At 63.9% G+C, this 23,680-nt stretch carries 26 protein-coding genes and 1 tRNA gene; 14 read left to right on the top strand and 13 right to left on the bottom strand.

All coding sequences use genetic code 11. The annotated features are described in order from the left end of the window. Positions 1-200: 200 nt before the first annotated feature. Positions 201-1,178, bottom strand: a complete 978-nt coding sequence (locus tag CIT37_RS00790) for a YiiX/YebB-like N1pC/P60 family cysteine hydrolase (RefSeq protein WP_095424852.1) — start codon at positions 1,176-1,178, stop codon at positions 201-203. Between the two features lie 192 nt (positions 1,179-1,370). Here CIT37_RS00790 and CIT37_RS00785 point away from each other — a divergent pair, with 192 nt between their 5' ends. Continuing rightward, entirely contained in the window at positions 1,371-2,771 is a 1,401-nt protein-coding gene (locus tag CIT37_RS00785; protein ID WP_095424853.1) for a flavin monoamine oxidase family protein, read from the top strand. Between the two features lie 163 nt (positions 2,772-2,934). Here the strand turns inward: CIT37_RS00785 and CIT37_RS00780 are convergent, their stop codons facing one another. The 4 genes from CIT37_RS00780 to pheS form a co-directional block, all read right to left on the bottom strand. After that, a complete protein-coding gene (locus tag CIT37_RS00780; protein WP_095424854.1) occupies positions 2,935-3,705 on the bottom strand; it encodes a sulfite exporter TauE/SafE family protein in 771 nt (256 codons plus the stop codon). Beyond that, positions 3,702-6,110: a phenylalanine--tRNA ligase subunit beta gene (gene pheT / locus CIT37_RS00775; RefSeq protein WP_095424855.1), complete on the bottom strand. Its 2,409-nt coding sequence runs from the start codon at positions 6,108-6,110 to the stop codon at positions 3,702-3,704. The genes CIT37_RS00780 and pheT overlap by 4 nt, the downstream gene beginning before the upstream one ends. Continuing rightward, positions 6,107-6,553, bottom strand: coding sequence for an endonuclease domain-containing protein (locus tag CIT37_RS00770; protein ID WP_202975900.1), 447 nt, complete (start codon positions 6,551-6,553; stop codon positions 6,107-6,109). Before CIT37_RS00770 ends, pheT begins: the two co-directional genes overlap by 4 nt. Before the next feature lie 104 nt (positions 6,554-6,657). After that, positions 6,658-7,740 carry a phenylalanine--tRNA ligase subunit alpha gene (gene pheS / locus CIT37_RS00765; RefSeq protein ID WP_028139431.1) on the bottom strand — a complete coding sequence of 361 codons (1,083 nt, stop codon included), beginning with the start codon at positions 7,738-7,740 and terminating at the stop codon, positions 6,658-6,660. Positions 7,741-7,809: 69 nt separating this feature from the next. Here pheS and CIT37_RS00760 point away from each other — a divergent pair, with 69 nt between their 5' ends. Further along, positions 7,810-8,304 (top strand): hypothetical protein, encoded by a 495-nt coding sequence (locus CIT37_RS00760; RefSeq protein WP_244611350.1) that lies wholly within the window; start codon positions 7,810-7,812, stop codon positions 8,302-8,304. Between the two features lie 11 nt (positions 8,305-8,315). Here CIT37_RS00760 and rplT read toward each other — a convergent pair whose 3' ends face one another. Continuing rightward, positions 8,316-8,675 carry a 50S ribosomal protein L20 gene (rplT, locus tag CIT37_RS00755; RefSeq protein ID WP_027561620.1) on the bottom strand — a complete coding sequence of 120 codons (360 nt, stop codon included), beginning with the start codon at positions 8,673-8,675 and terminating at the stop codon, positions 8,316-8,318. 80 nt (positions 8,676-8,755) lie between these two features. Further along, positions 8,756-8,956, bottom strand: a complete 201-nt coding sequence (gene rpmI / locus CIT37_RS00750) for a 50S ribosomal protein L35 (protein WP_008143958.1) — start codon at positions 8,954-8,956, stop codon at positions 8,756-8,758. Between the two features lie 271 nt (positions 8,957-9,227). Here rpmI and CIT37_RS00745 point away from each other — a divergent pair, with 271 nt between their 5' ends. Beyond that, positions 9,228-9,632: a hypothetical protein gene (locus tag CIT37_RS00745; protein WP_095424896.1), complete on the top strand. Its 405-nt coding sequence runs from the start codon at positions 9,228-9,230 to the stop codon at positions 9,630-9,632. 195 nt (positions 9,633-9,827) lie between these two features. Here the strand turns inward: CIT37_RS00745 and infC are convergent, their stop codons facing one another. Continuing rightward, entirely contained in the window at positions 9,828-10,367 is a 540-nt protein-coding gene (gene infC, locus CIT37_RS00740; protein WP_080670072.1) for a translation initiation factor IF-3, read from the bottom strand. Between the two features lie 246 nt (positions 10,368-10,613). On the opposite strand from infC, the gene CIT37_RS00735 reads away from it, so the two are divergent. Then, positions 10,614-11,399, top strand: a complete 786-nt coding sequence (locus tag CIT37_RS00735; protein ID WP_095424856.1) for an alpha/beta hydrolase — start codon at positions 10,614-10,616, stop codon at positions 11,397-11,399. 29 nt (positions 11,400-11,428) lie between these two features. Continuing rightward, entirely contained in the window at positions 11,429-11,896 is a 468-nt protein-coding gene (locus tag CIT37_RS00730) for a nuclear transport factor 2 family protein (RefSeq protein ID WP_095424857.1), read from the top strand. A gap of 133 nt (positions 11,897-12,029) precedes the next feature. On the opposite strand, the gene CIT37_RS00725 is transcribed toward CIT37_RS00730, so the two are convergent. The 3 genes from CIT37_RS00725 to CIT37_RS00715 all read right to left on the bottom strand — a co-directional run bounded on the left by CIT37_RS00725 (position 12,030) and on the right by CIT37_RS00715 (position 14,845). Beyond that, a complete protein-coding gene (locus CIT37_RS00725) occupies positions 12,030-12,827 on the bottom strand; it encodes an acyl-CoA thioesterase domain-containing protein (protein ID WP_095424858.1) in 798 nt (265 codons plus the stop codon). 201 nt (positions 12,828-13,028) lie between these two features. Continuing rightward, complete coding sequence (queG, locus tag CIT37_RS00720; protein WP_038948620.1) at positions 13,029-14,204, bottom strand: tRNA epoxyqueuosine(34) reductase QueG; 1,176 nt, start codon at positions 14,202-14,204, stop codon at positions 13,029-13,031. Then, complete coding sequence (locus CIT37_RS00715; protein WP_028139438.1) at positions 14,153-14,845, bottom strand: glutathione S-transferase family protein; 693 nt, start codon at positions 14,843-14,845, stop codon at positions 14,153-14,155. The genes queG and CIT37_RS00715 overlap by 52 nt, the downstream gene beginning before the upstream one ends. Positions 14,846-15,014: 169 nt before the next feature. On the opposite strand from CIT37_RS00715, the gene CIT37_RS00710 reads away from it, so the two are divergent. The 3 genes from CIT37_RS00710 (at position 15,015) to CIT37_RS00700 (ending at position 18,012) form a co-directional block, all read left to right on the top strand. Then, on the top strand, positions 15,015-15,821 hold the full coding sequence (locus CIT37_RS00710; RefSeq protein WP_028139439.1) for an undecaprenyl-diphosphate phosphatase: 807 nt from the start codon (positions 15,015-15,017) through the stop codon (positions 15,819-15,821). Between the two features lie 121 nt (positions 15,822-15,942). Further along, positions 15,943-17,268 carry an FAD-binding oxidoreductase gene (locus CIT37_RS00705; protein WP_095424859.1) on the top strand — a complete coding sequence of 442 codons (1,326 nt, stop codon included), beginning with the start codon at positions 15,943-15,945 and terminating at the stop codon, positions 17,266-17,268. A 3-nt stretch (positions 17,269-17,271) separates the two neighbouring features. Then, positions 17,272-18,012: an SDR family oxidoreductase gene (locus tag CIT37_RS00700; protein ID WP_028139441.1), complete on the top strand. Its 741-nt coding sequence runs from the start codon at positions 17,272-17,274 to the stop codon at positions 18,010-18,012. 60 nt (positions 18,013-18,072) lie between these two features. Here CIT37_RS00700 and CIT37_RS00695 read toward each other — a convergent pair whose 3' ends face one another. After that, positions 18,073-19,038 (bottom strand): complex I NDUFA9 subunit family protein, encoded by a 966-nt coding sequence (locus CIT37_RS00695; protein WP_095424860.1) that lies wholly within the window; start codon positions 19,036-19,038, stop codon positions 18,073-18,075. A 151-nt stretch (positions 19,039-19,189) separates the two neighbouring features. On the opposite strand from CIT37_RS00695, the gene CIT37_RS00690 reads away from it, so the two are divergent. The 5 genes from CIT37_RS00690 (at position 19,190) to CIT37_RS00670 (ending at position 22,784) form a co-directional block, all read left to right on the top strand. After that, positions 19,190-19,276, top strand: a tRNA-Leu gene (locus CIT37_RS00690). Positions 19,277-19,364: 88 nt separating this feature from the next. Then, entirely contained in the window at positions 19,365-21,023 is a 1,659-nt protein-coding gene (locus CIT37_RS00685) for a site-specific integrase (RefSeq protein WP_244611349.1), read from the top strand. Between the two features lie 543 nt (positions 21,024-21,566). Further along, positions 21,567-21,884 carry a hypothetical protein gene (locus CIT37_RS00680; RefSeq protein WP_095424862.1) on the top strand — a complete coding sequence of 106 codons (318 nt, stop codon included), beginning with the start codon at positions 21,567-21,569 and terminating at the stop codon, positions 21,882-21,884. 64 nt (positions 21,885-21,948) lie between these two features. Continuing rightward, positions 21,949-22,356, top strand: coding sequence for a response regulator (locus CIT37_RS00675; RefSeq protein ID WP_095424863.1), 408 nt, complete (start codon positions 21,949-21,951; stop codon positions 22,354-22,356). Between the two features lie 59 nt (positions 22,357-22,415). Continuing rightward, complete coding sequence (locus CIT37_RS00670; protein WP_095424864.1) at positions 22,416-22,784, top strand: response regulator; 369 nt, start codon at positions 22,416-22,418, stop codon at positions 22,782-22,784. 3 nt (positions 22,785-22,787) lie between these two features. Here the strand turns inward: CIT37_RS00670 and CIT37_RS00665 are convergent, their stop codons facing one another. Beyond that, positions 22,788-23,213: a hypothetical protein gene (locus CIT37_RS00665; RefSeq protein WP_095424865.1), complete on the bottom strand. Its 426-nt coding sequence runs from the start codon at positions 23,211-23,213 to the stop codon at positions 22,788-22,790. Between the two features lie 119 nt (positions 23,214-23,332). On the opposite strand from CIT37_RS00665, the gene relB reads away from it, so the two are divergent. Beyond that, complete coding sequence (gene relB / locus CIT37_RS00660) at positions 23,333-23,575, top strand: type II toxin-antitoxin system RelB family anti-toxin (RefSeq protein ID WP_095424866.1); 243 nt, start codon at positions 23,333-23,335, stop codon at positions 23,573-23,575. The last annotated feature ends 105 nt before the right edge of the window (positions 23,576-23,680 follow it).

The following is a 23,680-nucleotide window of genomic DNA, read 5'->3' as shown; positions in this document are numbered from 1 at the left end:
CCTTTATCGAGACGACGATCCCCGAACCGGCCCAGCGTCCAGTCAATCCGTGACAACATCGCAGCACCCCCGTCCAAACCATGGAGTGCCGCAATAGGAATCACATAGATCTCCGATTCTGGAACCCCCAGGGCGAACCCGAGTCAATCCGCCGCACCAGATATGTGCATGCCCTAGTGCTTTCGCAGGGACGACAGCGGTTACGCCGCAATTTCTCTCACCCGGCCACGGCGCCTCGGGCGGTACATCGCCAGCTTCTTCAGCAGCGGGACAGGCCCGGGAACGCTTTCAGCCGTCACCGCAGGCTGTGCACTCACTTGCGCAGCCGGAATTTCAGCCGGCGCCTCTTGGTCAACCGCCTCAGGAACGAGCGGCGGCGCACTGATCGTTTCTGGAAACACACTGAATGTGCCCGCTACCTCCTCGAGCGGCTTCTGCTTGTCGGCCCAGTGCAGGGCGGTGTAGTCGAACCCGTGAACGATGGTGGGTTTGACGACTTCGAAATAGGGCGAGATGTCGAAGTCGCGGGGCATGTAGAGCGAGGAATCGCGGATGTGCAGGATCTCGCGGCGGGCGGCGCGGCTGCCGGCCTTGGTGATCTTGGGCAGGATCGGATAGCGCACCGCATCGAACGCCTGCGCGATCAGCGCCGAGCAGATGATCTTGGTCGGATCGCCCGAGCCGATCGCGATCATGCGTCGCCGCCAGCGCTGCGGCACCGGCAACGGGAACAAGAAGCGCATGAGGTCGACGATGTTCTTGGTGTCGTAGCCGAAGCCGATGCGGTTGATCGCATAGCGGCAGACCGTGGTGCGGTCCTCGTAGGACAGCCCGACCGGGCGGCAGACCCGGGTGTGATACGGGAAATATTTCGACAGCGGCGCAGACGTGACGCCTTCGCCGATATTGGCCTCGATCAGCACATGCGGTTCGCCGTCGGCCTCCGCGGCGCCCTCGACCGGGCCGACATAGAGCGCGGCATGCGACCAGGTCGACTGCGTCAGATATTTGATGATGCCGGAGATGCGGTTGTTGCCCTCGACCAGCAGCACGTCGCCGGGCTCGATCACGCCGCGCAGGTGCTCCGGGTCGCTCGGCGTGAACGGCTCGTAGCCCGGCACCTCCTTGGAGAGGTACGCGGCAATCAGCTTGCCGACTGAATCTAGGACCGTCCCCATCTCCAACTCCCCCCACGACCTTTTGCGGCCGTCTTTTTCCCTTCTCTATCATGGTCGAAACGTCTTGCAATTCGGTTCATCACTCCGTGACTTCAGGCACGATTGATTCACCATGATGGTTGCCGTGCAACATCAGATGCGGCAAGGTTCGCTGACTGTTCCCGTTCGCCGCAAGTCCTCGGAAACCATGACATGACAATCACGCGCCGCGGTTTCCTTTCGGCGTCGGCGGGTCTTGCCGCCGCAATGCCGGTCCTGCGCGCAACCGCCGCGCCCCTGCCGCGCGAGGCCGACATCGTCGTGATCGGTGCGGGGGCCGCCGGAATCGCCGCGGCGCGGCGCATCATGGCGACGGGCCGCAAGGTCGTCGTGATGGAAGCGGCATCGCAGATCGGCGGCCGCTGTATCACCGACAGCACCACCTTCGAGGTGCCGTTCGACCGTGGTGCGCGCTGGATGCACAATCCCGACACCAATCCGATGATCCGGCTGGCGCGCAGTGTCGGGCTGGACGTGATGCCGGCGCCATCGGGCCAGAAGATGCGCATCGGCCGCCGCAACGCGCGCGCGGGCGAGACCGAGCAATTCCTGGCGGCGCTGGTGCGCGCCAATCGTGCCATCGACGATGCCTCGCGGGCCAAGCTGGATACCTCTTGCGCCTCCGTGCTGCCGAAGGATCTCGGCGACTGGACGGGCGCGGCCGAGTTCATGCTGGGCGCGGGCTTTGCCGGCAAGGACCTGAAGGAGCTGTCCGCGATCGACAAGGGACGCGCGCAGGATCGCAACGCGGCGATCGCCTGCCGTCAGGGCCTGGGCACGCTGATCACCAAGCTCGGCGAGCAGGCGCCGGTGGCGCTGTCGACGCCGGCGAGCCGCATCAGCTGGAGCAACCGCGACGTCAGCGTGGAGACGCAAGCCGGCAAGATCGCCGCGCGCGCCGTCATCGTCACGGTCTCGACCAACGTGCTGGCATCGGGCGCGATCAAGTTCACGCCCGACCTTCCCAAACGCACGTTGGACGCGGCGTCGAAGCTCGGCCTCGGCAGCTATGATCGCATCGTGCTGCAATTGCCGGGCAATCCGCTCGGCCTGTCGCGCGACGATATCCTTATCGAGCAGAGCAATTCGGCGCGCACGGCGCTGATGTACGCCAATATCGGCGGCTCCTCGCTGTGCTCGATCGACGTCGGCGGCGCGTTCGGCCGCGATCTCTCCGAGCAGGGTGAGAAGGCGATGGTCGCCTTCGCCAGGGAATGGATCACGAAACTGTTCGGCAGCGAGGCCGCGGCTGCCGTCGGGAAGACCAGCGCTACGCGCTGGACCGCCTCGCCCTACGTCCTGGGTGCGATGTCGGCGGCTTCCCCTGGCGGCCAGCTGTCGCGAAAAATCCTGAGCGAGCCGATCGGCAACGTGTTCCTTGCCGGCGAAGCCACGCACGAGACGCTGTGGGGCACCGTCGACGGCGCCTGGGAAAGCGGCGAGCGCGCCGCGGACGCAGCCTTGCGCAAGATCGGTACGCTCAAGGACGAGCCCGCCGACGTGCCGACGCAATCGACCAAGCGCCGCAGGGCGCCGCGGCAGCAGGGCAACTAAGCCGCAACAAACTCCACTGTCGTCCCGGACAAGCGAAGCGCAGATCCGGGACCCATACGCCCAGGGAGAAGTTTGGCGAAGACTTTGCGCCTGGTACTGCAACCGATCTCACTCGCGAGATCACGCGGTCTGGGTCCCGGCGTTCGCCGGGACGACGGATGGATCAGCGCAACACCCCGTCCAGCACCGGCAGTCCCGCGATCACCGCCATCGCGATTAGACCATAGCAAATCGCCCGAAATACTTTCTCGCTGGCGCGGCCGAACAGCGAGGCGCCGAATGCGACGCCGATCGCATAGACCGGGCCGACGATCAGCGAGAGCGCGAGCGATTCGCGGCTGATCAGCCCCGTGGTTGCGTAGCTGACCGTCGAGAAGAAATCAGACGCGCCGAAGAACAGCACGATATTGGCGCGCGCGACGATCGGCGCGATCGGGCGGCCGAGCCAGTAGCCGACGATCGGCGGGCCGCCGGTCTGCGCGAGGCCACTACAGAAGCCCGACAGGCCGCCAATGCCGACCGAGAGCCAGGTGTGGTCCTTGCCGCGATAGCGCCAACCCGACAGCAGGAGGAGCAACAGCGCGGCGACGAAGCAGGAGATGATCCAGCGCGTGGTGACGGGCTCGAGCACGCTGAGGAAATAGGTGCCGACGGGCACGCCGACCAGCGCGCCCAGCACGATCACCGCGGTTGCCTTGCGGTCCGCCTTCCGCCATGCGTCCGGCAGCAACGGCGCCGCCGCGACGAAATCGATCACCAGAAGCAAGGCGGCGACGAGCCGTGGCGCAGCAACGCTGCTTGCCAGCGGCATGAAGATCAGCGCCGAGCCGAAGCCGGAGAAGCCGCGTGCAGTGCCGGAAACGAAGGCGACGGCGCAGAGCGCCATCGCAATGGTGAGGCTGACGTCCTTCGGGAGAAAATCTGCCAGGGTCATCCGCGAAGAGTGCCGCCCGTCTTCTTCGTGACCTCGGCCACGATCTTCGCCGCGACAGCTTCGATCTCCTGATCGGTCAACGTCTTCTCGCGCGGCTGGATCGTCACCGCGATCGCGATCGACTTCTTGTCGTCGTCGATGCCCTTGCCCTCGTAGACGTCGAACACGTTCACGCCGGTGATCAGCTTCTTGTCAACGCCCTGCGCGGCCCGCACGATGTCGCCACCCTTCACGGTGCGATCGACGATGAAGGCGAAGTCGCGCGTGACGGGCTGGAATGCCGACAGCTCGATCACGGGCTTGGCGCGGGTCGGCTTCTTCTTCGCCTCGGGGATGCGGTCGAGGATCACCTCGAACACCATCAGTGGGCCGTCGGCGCCGAGCGCCTCGAGCGCTCTGGGATGCACCTCGCCGAAATGCCCGAGCACGTTCTGCGGTCCGATCTGGATCGTGCCGGAGCGGCCCGGATGCAGCCATGCCGGACCGCCGGCGACGATCTGCAGCGCCTGCATCGGCGCGCCGGCGGCTGCCAGCACGGCCAGCGCATCCGCCTTGGCGTCGAACACATCAGCCTGGGTCGAGCCCGACCAGTGCCGTCCCAGTCCTTCCGAGGAGGCAAAGCCGCGGCGTACGCCGCTCGCCGCCATGAACTGATCCTGCGGGCGATCGCCCTTGAAAATTTGTCCAACCTCGAACAGCGCGACATCGCTCACGCCGCGATTGGCGTTCGCCTGTGCGGCCGCGATCAGGCCCGCGAGCAGCGTCGGGCGCATGTCAGAGAGATCAGACGCGATCGGGTTGGCGACTTCGAGCTCGCGCTGGCCGCCGCCGAACAATTTTGCCGCGGACTTCGTGATGAACGACCAGGTCACCGCTTCGATGATGCCGCGGCTTGCGAGCGCGCGCCGGGCGCGGCGGGTGCGCAGCTGGAGCGGTGTCAGCACCGATTTGCGCGCGTCCTCGCCGCGCTCGAACGGCGTCATCGGCACCTTGTCGACGCCGTAGATGCGGACGATCTCCTCGACGATGTCGGCCTTGCCGTGCACATCCGTGCGCCACGACGGCACCGCGACCTTCACCACCGGCCCCGGGCCCGCCATCATGAAACCGAGATGGGTCAGGATGCGCTTCATCTCCGGCTGCGGCACCTCGATGCCGGAGAGGCGCTTGACCTCGGTCACCGGGAAATCGATCACCCGGTCATCGCCAAAGGCCTTGCCGACCACGACGGTCTCGGACGGCGTGCCGCCGCACATCTCCATCACCAGCCTGGTCGCCAGTTCCAGCCCCGGCACCATGAAGGCCGGATCGACGCCGCGCTCGAAGCGGTAGCGCGCGTCCGAATTGATGCCGAGCTTGCGGCCGGTCTGGGCGATGTTGATCTCGTTCCACAGTGCCGATTCGATCAGCACGTCGGTGGTATCATCATCGCAGCCGGAGGCTTCGCCGCCCATGATGCCGGCGAGCGATTCGACGCCGTGCTCGTCCGCGATCACGCAGATGGCGGGATCGAGATTGTAGGTGCGGCCGTCGAGCGCGAGCAGCGTCTCGCCCTCGCGCGCGCGGCGCACGACGAGATTGCCCTTCACCTTCCTGGCGTCGAACACGTGCAGCGGCCGTGCGCGGTCGTAGGTCATGAAGTTGGTGATGTCGACCAGCGCGTTGATCGGGCGCAGCCCGATCGCGGTCAGCCGCTTCTGCAGCCATTCCGGCGACGGACCGTTCTTGACGCCACGCACGAGGCGGAGCGCGAAGCCTGGACACAGCGTGGAATCCTCGACCGTGACCTTCACGGGGCACGCGAACTCGCCCTTGATCGGCTTGATGGCGGGATCCCTGAACTTGCCCATGTCGGCGGCGGCAAGGTCGCGCGCGATGCCGTGCACGCCGGTGCAGTCCTGCCGGTTGGGCGTCAGGTTGATCTCGATCATGGGATCGCCAAGCGCAGCCCATTCGGCATAGCCGGCGCCAACGGGTGCGTCCGGCGGTAATTCCATGATGCCGTCATGGTCGTTGGAGATCTGCAGCTCGGCCGCCGAGCACAGCATGCCGCGGCTCTCGACGCCGCGGATGGTGCCGACGCCCAGCGTGATGTCCTTGCCGGGAATGTAGGTGCCGGGCGGCGAGAACACGCTGACGAGACCCGCACGCGCATTCGGCGCGCCGCACACGACCTGCACCGGCGCACCGCCGTCACCGGTATCGACCATGCAGACGCGCAGGCGATCCGCATTCGGATGCTGCTCGGCCGAGATCACCTTCGCGATGGTGAAGGGCTTCAGCGCCTTCGCCTTGTCCTCGATGTTCTCGACCTCGAGCCCGATCATGGTGAGCTTCTCGGCGAGCTTGTCGAGCGGCTCGTCGGTCTCGAGATGATCCTTCAGCCAGGAGAGGGTGAATTTCATGGCTGTTTTTTCTCCACGGAGACGGTCTGCTCCCTCTCCCGCTTGCGGGGGAGGGTTGGGGTGGGGGCTCTCTCCGCGACGGTGGTCGCGATGGTTTCGAGAACGCCGCCACGATTTGTCATGACATCGAGATTGCTGAAGCGGAGTACCTTGAAGCCTTTTGCTTCGATCACGGCAGAGCGACGCGCATCGGCGCGCTCGCCTTCATTCGAAAAGTGTTGGCCGCCATCGAGCTCGATGACGAGCTTGGCTGCGTGGCAGACAAAATCGGCGACATAGTGCTCGATCGGCACTTGGCGGCGGAAGCTCACGCCATTCAACCGGTTGCCACGTAGCTCCGACCAGAGGATTCGCTCTGCATCGGTTGAATCGCGCCTGAGCGCGCGAGCATTGGCTCGCAGCTTGGCCGCTTTCTTCCAGTCCGGATGTTCAGGATCGACCATTGGCAACCCCATCGAGGAGAGACCCCCACCCCAACCCTCCCCCGCAAGCGGGAGAGGGAGTCCGACTGTCCTCGCCGCTGGGGCGATCGTGTCCCAGCAGATCATCACGAGCTCAACCCCCCAGCCAGCGTCGGCACCTCCAGCGGCTTGAAGCCGTAATGGGACAGCCAGCGAACGTCGCTGTCGAACAGCTGGCGGAGGTCGGCGATGCCGTATTTCAGCATGGCGATGCGGTCGATGCCCATGCCCCAGGCGAAGCCCTGATACTCATCGGGATCGATGCCGCAGGCGCGCAGCACGTTCGGGTGCACCATGCCGCAGCCGAGAATCTCGAGCCAGTCCTCGCCCTCGCCGAAGCGGATCTCGCCCTTGTCGCGGCGGCACTGGATGTCGACTTCCAGCGACGGCTCGGTGAACGGGAAGAACGACGGGCGGAAGCGCATGTTGATGTGGTCGACCTCGAAGAACGCCTTGCAGAACTCGTGCAGGATCCATTTGAGGTGGCCGAGATGCGAAGTCTTGTCGATGACGAGGCCTTCGACCTGGTGGAATTGCGGCGTGTGGGTCGCGTCCGAATCGATGCGGTAGGTGCGGCCCGGGCAGATCACGCGGATCGGCGGCTTCTGGCTCAGCATGGTGCGCACCTGCACCGGCGAGGTGTGGGTTCGAAGCAGCATGCGCGAGCCGTCCTCCTTCGGATGGAAGAAGAAGGTGTCGTGCATCTCGCGCGCCGGATGGCCTTCCGGAAAATTCAGCTTGGTGAAGTTGTAATCGTCGGTCTCGATGTCGGGGCCTTCGGCGACCGAGAATCCCATGTCGGCGAAGATCGTGGTCAGCTCGTCCCAGACCTGGCTCAGCGGATGGATACGGCCGGCTTCCGTCGGCGCATCGCGCAGCGGCAGCGTGACATCGACGGTCTCGGACGCGAGCCGCGCATCGAGCGCCGCCGATTTCAGCACGTCGCGACGGGCGGCGAGCGCCTGGGTGACCTCGTCCTTCGCCTGGTTGATCGCGGCGCCCTGTGTCTTGCGCTCGTCCGGCGACATCTTGCCGAGCGTTGCCAGCAAGGCTGAGATCGAGCCCTTCTTGCCGAGCGAGGCAACGCGGACGGCTTCGAGGGCCGCTTCGTCGTCGGCAGCACTGATCTGCGCGAGGATGGATTGAACGAGACTGGCGAGGTCGGACACGGTCGGATCCCTCAAACTTGCAAAAGGCTGCCGGGTTGTGGCCGCAGCCGGGGCGGAACGTCAAGCCGATTGGACGTCGTAAATGCGGGGCATTTGAACCGTAAAGGCATGGCTGGCACCAACCTGAACGCGAAGGAGGGGACGATGCGTTTGCGATTCTGGGTGGCCGGCCCGGCCCTGGTTCTCTTGGAAGGCTTTCTGGGAGGCGCGGCTCTCGCCGCCGAAGAATGCCAGGCCAAATCCACGTCGATGGATGACATCGTCGTGGCCCTGAACGCGGCGCCGGGCTGCGAGCGTGCCATGAAGCAGTTCGAGGCCTGCGCATACGGCGCCAGCGGCGACGTACAGTTCGGTGAGGTGGTCGAGAAGAAGTGCGAGGCCGATTTCATCGGCCAGCTGCAGCCGCCACAGAAGCTCAGCTACCAGCGCGAGTTGCGGGTCTGCGACCAGAAGTACCGGAGCAAGTCCGGCACCATGTATATCTCGGCCACGGCCTTCTGCCGGGCGGAGGTCGCCCAGCGCTACTCGCAACGTGCGCTGAAGGCCGGCAGAGCCGGCCGCTAGCGCCGCAGGGCTCAGGCAGCGAGCGCAGCCTTGGCCTTCTCGGCGATCGCCTGGAACGCCGCGGGCTCGCTGATCGCGAGATCCGACAGCACCTTGCGGTCCACGGTGATCCCGGACTTGGCCATGCCGTCGATAAATCGGCTGTAGGTCAGGCCGAACGGACGAACGGCAGCGTTGATGCGCTGGATCCAGAGCGCGCGGAAGGTCCGCTTCTTGCGCTTGCGATCACGGAACGCGTACTGCTGGGCCTTCTCCACGGCCGGCTTGGCGGCGCGGATGGTGTTCTTGCGGCGGCCGTAGAAACCCTTGGCGGCCTTGTAGACTTTCTTGTGCTTGGCGTGGGCGGTCACACCGCGTTTGACGCGAGACATGACAAAATCCTTCAGAGATGACTTTGGTTATCGGATTGCCGCGCAAGACGCGGCACGGTTGGCAATGATCGTGGACGCGATCAGGCGTTCGGCAAGAAGTACTTCTTGACGTTGTCGCCGTCGGTCTTGAACAGCACCGCGGTGCCGCGCAGCTGACGGATCTGCTTCTTCGTCCGCTTGATCATGCCGTGACGCTTGCCGCGATGGGCGAACATCACTTTGCCGGTGGCAGTCACCTTGAAGCGCTTTTTAGCGCCCGATTTGGTCTTCAGCTTGGGCATTTGGCTCTCCTAATGGCCACAGAGTTCCGCCCGCGAAGGCGGCTGGCCGTCAAAAATGCTCGTTAGAGCGTTGATTGTGCTCAGGTTTTACGAACAAGCGCGAAACCCGCACGAAACACCGCCACGGCAGCCCTTAATCAGCCGGGCGATGAAGGCTGGGCTTATGACAGAGGACAGGCCGATTGGCAACGATGAACCGGCGAAACCAGCCCGGCGACTATTCGGCATTGCGACCCTCATGTGCAAGCCTGTCGCCTGGAGCAGGACCAAAATGGCCCATTTTTCCCGATCGCTTCCCTCTTCGACTGTTTTCGCCCGTCCGTGCCATCTGGCGCTTCTGGCCGTGCTCGCCACGGCCGCGCTGCCATCGACGGCCGATGCCCGGGTCGGCGGCTATGACGGCATCTGGAACGTCACCTTCGCCACCACGCGGGGCAATTGCAGCTCCGGTTACAGCGTCCCCTTCACCGTGACCGGCAGCCGGGTGTCGTCCGCCGGCGGCGGCCGGGTTTCCGGCAAGGTCAATCGCGGCGGTGCTGTGGCGGTCCAGGTCTCGGTCGGCGCGTCCCATGCCAGCGGCGGCGGCCGGCTCGCCGGCGTGAACGGCACAGGGTCGTGGAAGGGCATCATTTCCGGCGATCGGTGCAGCGGCACCTGGCAGGCGACGAGGACGTAGCTGTCGCCGGGAAAAATGGCGCGCTCCCTCCCCCGCTTGCGGGGAAGGGCTGGGGAGAGGGTGTCTCCGCTGGCGAGAACCCCCAAGAGGACAGAACCCTCACCCGGCGCTCGCGGCTCGCACCTCGCCCAAAACAAAACGGCCCGCCGGAGATCCGGACGGGCCGTTGAACTCTTGAGTTCCAAGCAACCGGCGTCAGCGCGGCGCCAGAACCATGACGACCTGACGGCCCTCAAATCGGGCGTCCTGCTCGACCTTGGCGAGCTCGGCGACGTCGGTCTTGATCTTGTCGAGCAGCTTGGTGCCGATCTCCTGGTGCGCCATTTCGCGACCGCGATAGCGCAGCGTGATCTTGACCTTGTCGCCCTCTTCGAAGAACCGCTGCATCGCGCGCATCTTCACGTCGTAATCGTGGTCGTCGATCATCGGGCGGAGCTTGATCTCCTTGATCTCGACGATCTTCTGCCGCTTGCGGGCTTCGGCGGCTTTTTTCTGGGCCGAATACTTATATTTCCCGTAGTCCATGATCTTGCAGACGGGAGGGCTGACGTTCGGCGAGATCTCGACCAGATCCATGCCGGCTTCCTGGGCCATCCGGATGGCCATGACGGTCTCGACCGTGCCTTTGTTGTCACCGGCCTGATCGATCAGCTGGATCTGCGCATTGCGAATATCATCATTGATGCGCGGCCCATCTTTGCTGGCGACGGGCGGGGCTTTATTGGGACGGCGAATGGGTGGTTCTCCAAAGTTGTGAAAGAGGCTGCTATTTTGCAGGAAGATGCGTTTGCCGGCAAGCAATTCGCTCGTGCGTGAAACGAAAAACCCTCAAATGCGAGGTATTTCGGCCACGCCTGGGCACGCTGACCGACATAGACACCTTGCTTCCGTTCCGCAAGCGTCCCAAAGGGACAATGCCGGTCTCCGGCGCTGCGGAATACGACCCGACAGCTCAAACCGCGCAGCCAGGTTAAACGTTCCATGAGCCATGCAATTGATGCCGTACTCGACTCCATCGATGTGGGTGAGGGCCCCTCAGCACGCAGGATCGCGGTGCGCAGCCGGCGCGGGCAGGGGCCCGGGCTGGTCTGGCTCGGCGGATTCAAATCGGACATGCAGGGCAGCAAGGCCCTGGCACTGGACGCCTGGGCCCGGGACCACGGCCGCGCCATGGTCCGGTTCGACTATTCCGGTCACGGCGAATCCGGCGGCGATTTCGCCGACGGAACCATCGGACGCTGGTTGGAGGAGTGCGTGGCGGTGTTCGAACGGTTCTGCGATGGCCCGCAGGTCCTGATCGGCTCCTCCATGGGCGGCTGGATGGCGCTGCTGCTCGCGCGCAAGATCAGGAAGCGTTCTGGCGCGGCCTCGCTCGCAGGGCTCGTGCTGATCGCGCCGGCGCCCGACTTCACCGAAGAGCTGATGTGGAAGAAATTTTCGCCCGCGGTGAAGCAGGAGATCGAGACCAAGGGTGTCTGGCTGCGGCCGTCCGAATATGGCGACGGCTCGCCCTATCCGATCACGCGGAACCTGATCGAGGAGGGCCGCAACCATCTCGTGCTCGGCCGCGCCATCGATCTCGGCTGCCCGGTCCGCATCCTGCAAGGTGCGAAGGATCCTGACGTGCCCTGGCAGCACGCTTTCGCGCTGACGCATCGCCTGCCGGCCGACGACGTCGTGCTGACCATGATCCAGGACGGCGATCACCGCCTCTCCCGCCCGCAGGACATCGCGCGCATTCTTGCCGCGGTGGCTGAGATCGGGTGAAGTGCCTTCTTCCTTCAGGAGGCAATCCAATGACCACCACCGCCATGCTGCGCGCCTTCTGCGATGCGGTCGAGCAGCGCAACGGCAAAGCATTCGCCGAGCTGTTCACCGAGGACGGCGTCTATCACGACGTGTTCTACGGCGCCTTCGCCGGCCGCGAGAAGATCGCTGCGATGATCGACGACTGGTTCTATCGCACGGCGACCGATTTCCGCTGGGACATGCACGATCCCGTCACCGACGGCACCACGCTCTATGCGCGCTACACCTTCAGCTATCGCTCGACCTTGCCAGAGGCGAACGGCGCGCGGGCGATGTTCGAGGGTGTCGCGATCATGACGCTGAACGGCGGCAAGATCGTGAGCTATCACGAGGTCGCCAATACCGCGCCGGCATTCGTCGACCTGAAGTTTGCGCCGGAGCGGATTGCCAAGATCGTCGCCAAGCAGGGCGCCGTTCTGAAGGCACGGCCGGAGATGAAGCGGCATTTGAAGTAGAAGCGCAACTCTCTCCATCGTCATTCCGGGGCGCGCCACTTGGCGCGAACCCGGAATCCATCGGGCGTCAAAGCGCGAGGCGGCATGGATTCCGGGCTCACGCTGCGCGTGCCCCGGAATGACGGTGAATAGTCTATCGCTTCGACGGATTGGCCATCGGCTTGCGCTGCGCCAGCGCGGCCACCGTCGCGGTGCCGATCGGGCCCTGTTCGTCATAGAGCCAGCATTCGCCGATCGCGACGCCGTCGGTGGCGTGGTGGTTCACCACCTCGAAGCCGATCCAGTTCGTCACCGGCAGGCGGTGCAGATAGATCGTGACGTCGCTGTTGATGTAGCCGAGCCCGTTGTCGCCGGCATTGGCAAAGGGGCTTGCGAAATCCGCACCCGTTGCGACACGGACGAACGGTGTCATCGGCACGCCCGCGACGAGCTCGCGCACCTCGCTCATCCAGAGTCTTCGCGGACCGAGCGAGCCCATATGACCGACAATGGGGCGCGTCGTCCATTTGCCGTTCATGCCGAGCCTGGGATCGGTGGGTTTTGGAATGTCGGCCGGCTTCGGTGCGTCCCAGTTCGGCGGCGACCAGACCTTGCCATCAGGATTTTGCGTCTTGCGCAGCAGCTGGCACGAGGCCCGCGCCATGCTGACACCGCCGGAGACGAATTCCGCTTCGACCACGCGGATGCGCAAGCCGTCGCGCACGAGACGCGTCGTCACCTCGATCGGCTTGTCGATGGTCGGCAGCCGAAACATGTCGACGGTGAGCCGCGCCGGCACCAATTCGGGACCGGAATGGCGCTCCTCGATGGCGAAGCCGAGCAGCCCGACGACGACGCGTCCGTGCAGCGATTTCGGATCCCACGGACCGTTGGCGGCTTCCGTCGGATGGAATGTATCACTGTTGCGGGTGAAGAAAGGCAGGTTTGTCATGCGCGCGAGATTGAAGAAACGCGCGGGGAAATCAAGGGTGGTGGTGCCGTCGTGAGAGTCAGGCGCGCAAGCTCTCGCCACAACAACAGGTGTCTTCGCCCGGCTTGACCGGGCGATCCAGTAGTCCGAGACGGCCGTGACAAAATCGAGAAGCCGCGGCGTACTGGATTCCCCGCCTTCGCGGGGAATGACGGCGGTGGGTTAGGCGACGGTCTGCCACTCCTCACGCACGCTGTCGTCGCGTTCGTCGTCTAACGCAGCGGTCTTCATCGCCTCAAACTCTTCCCGCCCCACCAGTTGCCCCAGCGCCCACACCGCCGCGCCACGCACCAGCGGGCTCGCATCCTCCAGCAACCGCCGCGCCTCTTCCGACAACGTCACGTCACCCGAGTTGCCAATCGCAATCAGCACGTTGCGCAAAAACCGATCGCGGCCGATGCGCTTGACCGGCGATTTCGTGAACAGCGCGCGGAACGCGGCGTCGTCGAGGCGTGCCAGCTCGGCGAGACCAGGCGCGCGCAATTCGCTGCGTGCGGCGAGCTTGGCTTCGCGCCCCTCCTGCGCAAACTTGTTCCAGGGACACGCAGCGAGGCAATCGTCGCAGCCATAGATGCGGTTGCCGATGGCTTTGCGAAATTCGTGCGGGATCGGTCCCTTGTTCTCGATGGTGAGATAGGAGATGCAACGCCTCGCATCGAGCTTGTAGGGCGCGGGAAACGCCGCCGTCGGGCAGATGTCGAGACAGGCCTGGCACGAGCCGCAATGATCGATCTCGGCAGCGTCGCGCGGCAGCTCCAGCGTGGTGTAGATCGCGCCGAGGAAAAGCCACGAGCCGAACTCGCGCGAGACGAGGTTAGTGTGCTTGCCCTGCCAGCCCAGATGCGCAGCTTGCGCCAGCGGCTTCTCCATCACCGCTGCGGTGTCGACGAACACCTTCACGTCCGACGGCGCGGTCGCGACCAGCCAGCGCGCCAGCGCCTTCAGCCGCTTCTTGATGAGATCGTGATAGTCGTCGCCCTGCGCATAGACCGAGATCGCCGCGCGCGTGCGCTGCTCGAGAATCGCGAGCGGATCCTGGTCCGGGCCGTAATTGACGCCGAGCATGATCACCGAGCGCACGTCGCTCCACAGCCCGCGCGGATCGACCCGGCGCTCCGGCTGCGCCGCGAGCCAGTCCATGTCGCCATGGCCGCCGGAGGCGATGAATTCGAGGAAGTATTTTCCGGCACTCTCGATCGTGCCAGGTGCGGTGACGCCGATGCAGTCGAAGCCGAGCGCCCGCGCCTCGCGCGTGAGCGCTGCCTTCAGTTCAGTCGGATCGGAGTTCAGAAATCCAGGTCCACGTAGGTCCGCGACGCCGGCACGCCGGCCAGCCATTCGCTCAGCAGCGGACGGAACGACGGGCGGGACTTCACCCGCGCGTACCATGCCTTTGCTGCGTCGTCCTCGCTCCATGGCACGTCGCCCAGATAGTCGATCGCCGAGAGATGCGCCGCGGCGGCGAGATCCGCGTAAGTGAGCCGGTCGCCGGCAAGGAAATTACGGGTCTGCGCCAGCCAGCCGATATAGGCCAGATGATAGCGCACATTGGCCTTGGCGGCGCGCATCACGTCGGCCGAGGGCGGCCCGCCGCCGTTCTCCTCGCTCATGAAGCGCTTGTAGATGCGCTCGGTGACGAGAGGATGCGAGACCTCCTCGAAGAATTTTTCGTTGAACCAAGCCATCAGACGGCGAACCTCGACACGCTCGCCGATGGCTTCCGGCATCAGGCGCTTGGGTCCCATCCCGGCGCCATAGGCCTCGTCGACATATTCAGCGATGATCGCAGCGCCCGGGATCGGCGGCTGCTCGTCGTCCACCATCACAGGCGTCGTGCCGGCCGCATTGAGCAACAAAAATGCCTCGCGCCGCTCCCAGCTGCGCTCTTCCACCAGCTTGAGGTCGAGCCCGTATTCGCCCGCGATCAGGCGGATGAAACGCGAATGCGGACAGAACGGATGATGAAACAGCGTAAACATGAAGCCTTTGACTATTTGATGGTGCTTAAGATTCCATCAATGTTTGTGCGACGCCACACTAGTCCTTCAAAACCGCGAGGCAAGGGCGTGATTTCGCATTTTGCGATTGCGGCATGGGGGCGAATAGGCGAGAAGGGCCCCGCTTTTCCAGCCGAAATGGACCGTAAATATGTCAGACGCAATACGGGCAGTGATCCTCGGCATCATCGAGGGTGTGACCGAGTTCCTTCCCGTGTCCTCGACCGGCCATTTGCTGCTCGCGGAACGCTTCTTCCATCTCGGCGAAGGCGCCTTCTGGGATTCGTTTACGGTTCTGATCCAGCTGGGTGCGATCCTCGCGATCGTCGGGCTGTACTTCAAGAAGCTCTGGGATGTCGTGATCGGCTTCTTCACGGGCGACACCTATTCGCGCCGCTTCGTGCTCGGCGTGCTGGTCGCGTTCCTGCCGGCTGTGATCGTCGGCCTCGTCGCCGGCAAATACATCAAGAGCGTGCTGTTCAATCCCTGGGTCGTGTGCTTCACGCTGATCGTCGGCGGCGCCATCCTGCTCTGGGTCGACAAGCTCGATCTCAAGCCGCGCGAGCATGACGCCACGAGGTTTCCGCTGCTGATGTATCTCTATATCGGCATCGCGCAGTGCGTGGCGATGATCCCGGGCGTGTCGCGTTCCGGCGCCAGCATCGTCGCCGCGATGTTCCTGGGCGCCGACAAGCGCGCGGCGGCGGAGTTCTCGTTCTTCCTCGCCATCCCCACCATGATCGGTGCGTTCGCCTACGACTTCTACAAGAACCGCTCCGAGATGACGATGGACCACATGGGCATCGTCGCGATCGGCTTCGTGGTGTCGTTCATCACCGCGATCATCGTGGTCAAGACGTTCCTGGAATATGTCACCCGGCACGGCTTCGTGGTGTTCGCCTGGTGGCGCGTCATCGTCGGCACGCTCGGCCTGATCGCGCTGGCGCTGGGGCGTTAACTGTCTGGTTCCATCCGGCTGCGGCAGTTCGGCTGGCAGGCGTTTTCAACCCAAAATAAGCTTTTGATGGGTAGTCAGTTTCCAACGCCGGGCGGCGCGCGTCCGGCACAGGAGCTGAGCCATGACCCTCGTCAGCGGCTGGGGGCGTTTCCCGGTCGTCGATAGCGATGTGCTGCGCCCGCGCTCGTTCGCGGCAGTCGGCGAAGCCATCTCGGCCGGCACCGTCGCGCGCGGCAACGGCCGCGCCTATGGCGATGCCGCGATCGGCGCCGTCAGGACGATCGGCATGACCGGCTTCGACCGGGTCAGGTCGTTCGATCCGGCAACCGGGCGCATCCGCCTCGAAGCCGGCGTTCTCCTGTCGGACCTGATCGACACCTTTGGCCCGCGTGGCTTTCTGCCTTTCGTCGTGCCCGGCACCCGCTTCGTCTCGATCGGCGGCGCCATCGCCGCCGACGTTCACGGCAAGAACCATCATTGCGAGGGCGGCTTCGGCCGCTATGTCGACAGCCTCCTGCTGCGCACCGGGCAGGGCGAGGTCATTGAAGCCTCGCGCGAACAGAACTCCGATGCGTTCTTCGCGACCGTCGGCGGCATGGGCCTGACCGGCATCATCCTCGAAGCGACGATGCGGCTGCGCCGGGTCGAGACCGGGTGGATCCGCGAGCGGGTGATCTCCGCGTCTGATCTCGATGCCGCGATGCGCGCGCTCGAGGCGGGCGATGCCGCGACCTATTCGGTGGCGTGGATCGATTGCGTGGCACGAGGCCGCGATCTCGGCCGTTCGCTGATCTATCTCGGCGAGCACGCGGGCAGGGGCGAGCTGACGGAAGGCGCCGATGCATTTCCGGTCGGCAAGGAGTCTCGCCTCAGCGTGCCCGTCGACCTGCCGTCGATGGCACTGAACCGCACCAGCGTCCGCGCCTTCAACGAACTTTACTATCGCATGGGCGCGCGGCGCGCCGGCGGCAGCCATGTGGTCTCGCTCTATCCGTATTTCTTTCCGCTCGACAGCGTCGGTGAGTGGAATCGCATCTATGGCAAGCGCGGCTTCCTGCAGCATCAATGCGTGATCCCGCAAGCCGGCGCGCGCGGCGTGCTCGGCGACATCCTCGATCGTGTCGCGCGGCGCGGCGACGCTTCCTTCCTCGCCGTGCTCAAGAAGCTCGGCCAGGGTGACGGCATCCTGTCGTTCCCGTTGCCCGGCTACACGCTGGCGCTGGATTTCCCGGTGAAGGGCGACATCCTGAATTTCCTCGACGAGATCGATCGCCTGCTCGTCGCCGCCGGCGGCCGGCTGTATCTGGCGAAAGACGCGCGCCAGTCGCGCGCGACCTTCGCAGCGGGCTATCCTGCCTTGCAGCGTTTCAACGCGATCCGCAAATCGCTCGATCCCGCCGGCAATATCCGATCGAAACTTTCACAGCGTCTGTTTGATGAGGTCTAGGCCGTGACGTCACGCAAATCTGTCTTGGTGCTCGGCGGCTCCTCCGACATCGGCCGCGCCGCCGCGCGCGCCTTTGCCAAGGCGGGATACGATGTCGCACTCGCCGGCCGCGACGTCGCTACGCTCGAGCCTGATGCGGCCGATCTGCGCGCGCGTTACACCGTCGAGGTTGGTCTCCACAAATTCGATGTGCTCGACACCGCCTCGTTCGACAGCTTTGTCGGAACTCTTCCCGCGTTGCCCGATGTCGTCATCTCGATCGTCGGCCTGCTCGGTATGCAGCAGAATGCCGAGAGCGATCTCGTCCACGCCACCGCGATCATGCGTTCGAACTACGAAGGCCCCTCGCTGATCCTCGGCCTGTTCGCCGAAAAATTCTTAGGCCGCGGCAGCGGCACGCTTGTCGGCGTGTCGTCCGTGGCCGGCGATCGCGGCCGGGCCTCGAACTATGTCTATGGCTCGGCCAAGGCCGGCTTCTCCGCCTTCCTGTCGGGCTTGCGCGCCCGCGCCAGCCGTGGCGGCGTGCATGTCGTCACCGTCAAGCCCGGCTTCGTCCGCACCAAGATGACTGATGGCATGAAGCTGATCGGCCCGCTCACCGTCGAAGCGCCGGTGGTTGGCGATGCCATTCTCCGGGCAGTCGAGAACAAGACCGACGTCGTCTATGTCAGCGGCAAATGGCGCCTCGTGATGCTGATCATCAAGACGCTGCCGGAAGCGGTGTTCAAGAAGCTGAAGTTTTGAGGCTGTAGCCGCGGCGGCGGTCTGTCACCTCTCCCGCAAGCGGGAGAGGTGACACCCACCTCACACGCTCATACGCTGGAACTGACCGGCGGCGCGGAAGCGCCAGAGATATTGCGGGGCGATCGCCTCCAGCGAATCGCCTGTTATGCCGAGCCCTTCCAGCGTCAGGCTGGCGGCCTTCGCCGCATCCGACACGACATTGTCACGCTCGAGCATCGTGACCTGGTCCGGCGTCAGCTTGAAGGCGCCCGGCGCGAATTGCAGGAAGTTCGCCTGGAAGCGGGCGAGGCCGAACGGCAGCGGGATCAGCGCCGGCTTGCGCGCGGTGATCTCGAGGATGGCCTCGATGATCTCGCGCATGGTCAGCACTTCCGGCCCGCCGAGCTCGTAGGTCGCGCCCGCCTTGGCCTTGCCGTCGACGGCGTCCGCGATCGCGGTGGCGACGTCGCCGACATAGACCGGCTGCATCCTGGTCTCGCCGCCGATCAGCGGCAGCACCGGCGACATCCGGGCCAGCGCGGCGAACCGGTTGGTGAACTGGTCCTCGGGGCCGAACATCACGGAGGGGCGGAAGATCGTGGCCGAGGGCACCGCAGCCGACACCGCGGCTTCGCCGGCCGCCTTGGCCTTGGCATAGCGCGAGGGCGATTCGGCATCGGCCCCGATCGCCGAGACATGCACCAGGCCGGCGCCGGCCGCGGCCGCTGCCTTGGCGACCGTTTCGGCACCCCTGGCCTGGACGGCGTCAAAGGTCTGCGCGCCGCCCTCGGTGAGGACGCCCACGAGGTTGATGACGACGTGCGAATCACGCAGCGCCGCCTCGACCGAGGCCGGATAGCGCAAATTGGCCTGCACGGTGTGGACCTGCCCGACCTTGCCGGAGGGCTGGAGGTATCCGGCCAGTTCCGGCCGCCGCACCGCGACCCGGACCCGGTAATCGCGCTTGCACAGCGCGCGGACGACATTCCGGCCCAAAAACCCCGATCCGCCGAAAACCGTGACGAGCGTGTCCAGATTCGATGCCATGGGAGCCGTTCCTGCGGAAAAGAGTGCGTCTTGTCAGGCTTGTATCGGGCCGGTTTGCGATGCGCAATCGGCATCCCCAAACCCGGGTCACGCATGAATTGACAACGGCGTCACCGAACCGTAGTAACCGCCTCCGTGCCCCAAACGGCATGCCCAGGTGGTGGAATTGGTAGACGCGCTGGCTTCAGGTGCCAGTGGCTTAACGGCCGTGAAGGTTCGAGTCCTTTCCTGGGCACCATACTTTTCTGGATGCCAAACAAATCCAGATAGATAAGCCCGATCAGAGTGTTGCGTTGGCCCCGACTGTGTAACAATGGGGTGTAACATTGCTGTTCAGGGTTGTTCGGCCGATGCGCCGGGACGGGTCTCAAAACAAGTGGTTCGCTCAGCGCATCCCCGCTGATGTCCGCCGCAAAGTAATCGGTGTCGAACTCGCAATCCCGCTGGGCGATAGCTTCGTTTTCGTGACGCCCAGCGAGAGCACCCAAGCCATTCGTTTCTCCCTCCGCACTGCCGATCCCAGTGAGGCCAAGACGCTTAACGCCATTGCGGCCGCCTATCTGGAGGGCGTCTGGCAAGCTCTCCGCAATGAAGCCCCCCTGCATCTGAGCCACCGACAGGCGACGGCCTTGGCGGGCGACCTCTATCGCGTTTGGGCGGACAGCGAGAGCCGCGCCCGGAGTGTCGCCATGGTGCACACGCCCGGAGTTGGCTGGGCGCCAGATACCGACAGCCAGGACGAGCAGGAAGTGCAATGGGCGGCCGTTGTCGCGATGTGGGAGAAGGTCGGCAAGGATGGCGACCCCAAGCACTTGGAGAAGCCGCTTGGCCCTATCGTGGACCGCCTCTTGCTGACCAAGGGCATTCGCCGCGTGGACAGCGAATCGCGCGCCGTGTTGCTTGTCGCTTTTTGGATGGCGCTGCGAGACGCCTTCATGAGCCGTCAGCGCAATGCGGGAGGGGATTATGCGCCGGACCCCAAGGCCGCCCGCTTCCCGGACTGGCAGGCGCCTGAGGGTGCGCCGAAAGAGAAGCTAAAGCGCGGAGCCTCCAAGCATTCCCTCACCGGGCTGGTCGAGGACTGGTGGAAGGAAGCCAAGCTGGCCGGCCGCAAGCAGAGCACCTATGAGAGCTATCGCAACTCGATTGCCCGCCTTGTCACGTTCCTGAAGCACGACACGGCGAGCCGGGTGACGCCCGAGGACATCGTCCGCTTCAAGGACTATCGCGTGCAGAGCGGCGTGAGCCCGAAGACCGTGAAGGATAGCGACCTCGCTGGGATGAAGACGGTGTTTGGCTGGGCGGTGGTCAATCGCCGGCTGTCCAGCAATCCGGCCGAAGGGATCACCATCAAGGTCGGCAAGTCGCGCAAGCTCAGGCCAAAAGGGTTCTATGATTCCGAGGCTATTGCAATTCTGAAGCATGCCCGCGAGTTCGTGCCCGGCCGGGAAGCCCCGAAGCTGGCAGCGGCCAAACGGTGGGTGCCGTGGCTATGCGCCTTCACGGGCGCCCGCGTGGGCGAGATGATCCAGCTTCGCAAGGAGGACGTTCGGCGCGAGGGGAAGCTCTGGGTGCTGCATGTGACGCCCGAAGCTGGGCCGGTGAAGACGGACGAAGCGCGTGATGTCGTGCTCCATCGGCAGGTCATTCAGGAAGGCTTCTTGGAATTCTTTGAGAAGTCGAAGGGGGGCTATCTCTTCATCGATCCCAAGGCCGGTGAATTAGGGGTGCGCAACGCGGTGAAGACGGCGCGTAACAAGGTCAACGAACTCGTGCGTGAGGTGGTGAAGGATAAGAACGTTGATCCAAGCCACGGTTGGCGCCATCGCTTCAAGACGGTCGGCATTGAGCAAGGCGTTGAGACGCGGGTTCTGGATGCCATTCAGGGACATGCGCCGCGCAACGTCTCTGAGGGCTACGGAGACGTGACCATTAAGGCGAAGGCGAACGCCATTGCCAAGTTTCCCACCATCGAGGTCGCATAAGGCACCGTTAACCGACAAAAACCGTAACGGTCCCGGAGGACTGCTTCGGGTCAGGCGGTGACATCCGAACCGACAACTATGGCCGTCTCAAGTGGATGATGTTGGATGAGTTGGTGGGGTCGGGTGGCGACGCTTCTCGGATCATCTGCGCACGGTAGGCCTTGTCGAAATAGTCCAAGGCGAGGATATGCATGGCTCTCGCTTTTTCAGAGTCGGGCTCTGACAGTGCCATCCGGGACGCGATTTCGGCTTGCTTCAAATAGTAGTCAGCGGTCGGCACGGTGATTCCCCCAACAACGCGCCCTAACGCCCCCAATTGCAACTTGTTCCCGCGATAAATTTCCGCGCGGCGGGCTTACCGATTTCCGCGAGCAGTCTTAGGGAGTCGTCGGCAGAACAGTCCGAAGGTGGGCTGAAAGCAATTAAGACTTTGTGGAGATGCTCCGGTTCGGGGGCGCGTCTTTGCTGCTTTTTCCCAAATTCGGTTACGAGCCCTTAGTCGATTTCATATTAGGAGCTACGAAAACGATCTGAGTGCCGGCAATGACAAAAGAAACGGAACAGGAGGGACGACGCGTCACCTTCGAGCATGCGCTCCCCGCGCATATGATGGCGATCGACGGCACTTGGCGGCGCTCATGCACCATCAAGGATGTGTCAGAAACCAACGCGACACTTCAAGTTGAAACGTCGATCGAAGGGTTGGCTCTGACAGAGTTCTTCTTGCTGCTTTCCTGCACGGGCCTTGCCTATCGTCGCTGCCAGCTCGACCGCGTCAACGGCGAGGAGATCTCGGTAAGCTTCCTGCGGCAGAAAGCCAAAGGGAACAAGAGACGGCCGCCCCCGACCGGGCCAACGTAATCTTCTGTTCCCTTGCGGAACTTTTTCCTTCTGTCCACTTTGTCACGTTCGGGCGGAGCGAGTTATGGAGGGGGAGTTCGTGGAATTACCGACTGTCCTTGTCGTCGAGGACGATGAAGCAGTTCAAGGTGTGGTCGCGGACGTGTTGAACGAGGGCGGCTTCGAGCCAGCGACTGCGCGAACGGGTGAGGAAGCGGTTACTCTGCTGAAGGGGCGTCAGACCAACTACAGCGCCCTCGTCACAGATATCAATTTGCTAGGTCGGTTTAATGGTTGGGAGGTCGCTCGCGCGGCCCGCGAAGTTGATCCGAACTTCCCTGTGGTTTACATGACCGGCGCCGCTGCTGACGAGTGGGCCATCCTGGGTGTTCCGAACAGCATCCTTCTTCGGAAGCCCTTTGCGCCCGCGCAAATCGTAACAGCCATCTCGCAGCTTTTGAATGTCGGCCCGGGGCCGGCATCCGGCAACTGAGAACTGCCGTGGACCGCCCAGCGTCGATATTTCTAGTCGAAGATGAAGCCCTAATTCGGATGATGCTCGTCGAAATGGTCGAGGAGCTTGGCCATAAGGTTGTCGTCGAAGCGGGGCATCTGGATCAGGCGCGTTCGCTTGCTGAGACCGAGCGATACGATCTTGCCATTCTCGATATCAATTTGCAGGGCTCCAATGTTGAGCCAGTAGCGGAAGCAATCGCGGCTCGGGGACTACCGTTCTTTTTTCTGAGCGGCTATGGCTCCGGTGGGGTGCCGGAGCAATTCAAGGGCAGGCCCGTGTTGCGTAAGCCGTGCGCGATTGAAATGCTAAGCCGGACTATCGACGCGATCTGGCCGAACCGGCAGCCTGACGAGGCTCAAGACAAAGGCGGCGAAGCGTTGTCTCCCAAGCCGATATCGATTTAGCTCCTAACGCGTGTTGGCATATTCCGTTGCTGCCGTTTTGCAGGCCGCCATCTTTGAGCAGGCCAGCACAGCGCCATCACGCAGGGCACTCTCATACGAATCGTCTTTGTGGTTTGCGTGAAGATAGGCCCCGAGCAAGACCGCAGCGGCTAGGATCACAACATAACGAATTTGCTCAACGAACCGCTGCACTCGTTGGTCCTTCTTGAGGCGCTCACCAGCGTAGATGAACAGGGCAATCGCGCTGACACCCGCGAGAGATATCCGAGGCGTGTCCGGGAGACCCAGCGCTGTCATCCCCTCGGATTCGGCCCAGACGCATAGCGCGACAAAGCCCCAGAGCGTCGCACCGATGCTAAGGATATCGAAAAGGTCCTTGACGGGCTCGGGCTCGCGGGCGCTCGGGACTGTGGTCTCGGTGCTTGTCATTCCTGCATTCCTTCATGAAAGGACGGTCGCAAGTGTAGACGATAGTCATCGCGCCTCAACGGAAAAATGGGACTCATAGTCCGTAGACCGGAAGTCATCATGACGGCCTGCTCCCGTGGATGGACGACGAGACAGGCATCGTTGACGTGGTGGCGGCGGCCGTGCGGAAGGCCCGCAAGGGTCTCGGGTTGTCCCAAGAGGATTTGGCCCTAGAGGCGGGGCTAGATCGGACCTACGTCAGTCAGGTCGAGAGGGGCACCCGTAACTGCACCATCATCGTCCTGGCCCGCTTGGCTCGCGCCCTGAAGACGACCCCTGACCGGTTGCTTGTCCCTCAGAAGAGGGCCCGGGTTCAGGCCTGAATCTCGTCCGGTGACAGGCAGGTCACTTTTAGCACCGGACCTCAGGTTCGGCCGAATAGGACCGTTGATTTAGCTCAATGACCACCGTCGTCCTCTTGCCGAGCC

It is taken from the genome of Bradyrhizobium ottawaense (genome assembly GCF_002278135.3).
GTDB classification, from domain to species: Bacteria; Pseudomonadota; Alphaproteobacteria; order Rhizobiales; family Xanthobacteraceae; genus Bradyrhizobium; species Bradyrhizobium ottawaense.
This window is presented reverse-complemented; position numbering and strand designations above follow the sequence as displayed.

Coding starts and splice junctions, on each gene's coding strand:
- rplT (WP_027561620.1), bottom strand. CDS start 8,675: ATGTCTCGCGTCAAACGCGGTGTGACCGCCCACGCCAAGCACAAGAAA.
- CIT37_RS00780 (WP_095424854.1), bottom strand. CDS start 3,705: ATGACCCTGGCAGATTTTCTCCCGAAGGACGTCAGCCTCACCATTGCG.
- CIT37_RS00790 (WP_095424852.1), bottom strand. CDS start 1,178: ATGGGGACGGTCCTAGATTCAGTCGGCAAGCTGATTGCCGCGTACCTC.
- CIT37_RS00785 (WP_095424853.1), top strand. CDS start 1,371: ATGACAATCACGCGCCGCGGTTTCCTTTCGGCGTCGGCGGGTCTTGCC.
- CIT37_RS00745 (WP_095424896.1), top strand. CDS start 9,228: ATGGCCCATTTTTCCCGATCGCTTCCCTCTTCGACTGTTTTCGCCCGT.
- CIT37_RS00705 (WP_095424859.1), top strand. CDS start 15,943: ATGACCCTCGTCAGCGGCTGGGGGCGTTTCCCGGTCGTCGATAGCGAT.
- CIT37_RS00770 (WP_202975900.1), bottom strand. CDS start 6,553: ATGGTCGATCCTGAACATCCGGACTGGAAGAAAGCGGCCAAGCTGCGA.
- rpmI (WP_008143958.1), bottom strand. CDS start 8,956: ATGCCCAAGCTGAAGACCAAATCGGGCGCTAAAAAGCGCTTCAAGGTG.
- CIT37_RS00670 (WP_095424864.1), top strand. CDS start 22,416: ATGATGCTCGTCGAAATGGTCGAGGAGCTTGGCCATAAGGTTGTCGTC.
- queG (WP_038948620.1), bottom strand. CDS start 14,204: ATGGCTGGCCGGCGTGCCGGCGTCGCGGACCTACGTGGACCTGGATTT.
- CIT37_RS00680 (WP_095424862.1), top strand. CDS start 21,567: ATGACAAAAGAAACGGAACAGGAGGGACGACGCGTCACCTTCGAGCAT.
- CIT37_RS00665 (WP_095424865.1), bottom strand. CDS start 23,213: ATGACAAGCACCGAGACCACAGTCCCGAGCGCCCGCGAGCCCGAGCCC.
- CIT37_RS00725 (WP_095424858.1), bottom strand. CDS start 12,827: ATGACAAACCTGCCTTTCTTCACCCGCAACAGTGATACATTCCATCCG.
- CIT37_RS00730 (WP_095424857.1), top strand. CDS start 11,429: ATGACCACCACCGCCATGCTGCGCGCCTTCTGCGATGCGGTCGAGCAG.
- relB (WP_095424866.1), top strand. CDS start 23,333: ATGGACGACGAGACAGGCATCGTTGACGTGGTGGCGGCGGCCGTGCGG.
- CIT37_RS00675 (WP_095424863.1), top strand. CDS start 21,949: ATGGAGGGGGAGTTCGTGGAATTACCGACTGTCCTTGTCGTCGAGGAC.
- CIT37_RS00710 (WP_028139439.1), top strand. CDS start 15,015: ATGTCAGACGCAATACGGGCAGTGATCCTCGGCATCATCGAGGGTGTG.
- CIT37_RS00715 (WP_028139438.1), bottom strand. CDS start 14,845: ATGTTTACGCTGTTTCATCATCCGTTCTGTCCGCATTCGCGTTTCATC.
- CIT37_RS00695 (WP_095424860.1), bottom strand. CDS start 19,038: ATGGCATCGAATCTGGACACGCTCGTCACGGTTTTCGGCGGATCGGGG.
- CIT37_RS00735 (WP_095424856.1), top strand. CDS start 10,614: ATGAGCCATGCAATTGATGCCGTACTCGACTCCATCGATGTGGGTGAG.
- pheT (WP_095424855.1), bottom strand. CDS start 6,110: ATGAAATTCACCCTCTCCTGGCTGAAGGATCATCTCGAGACCGACGAG.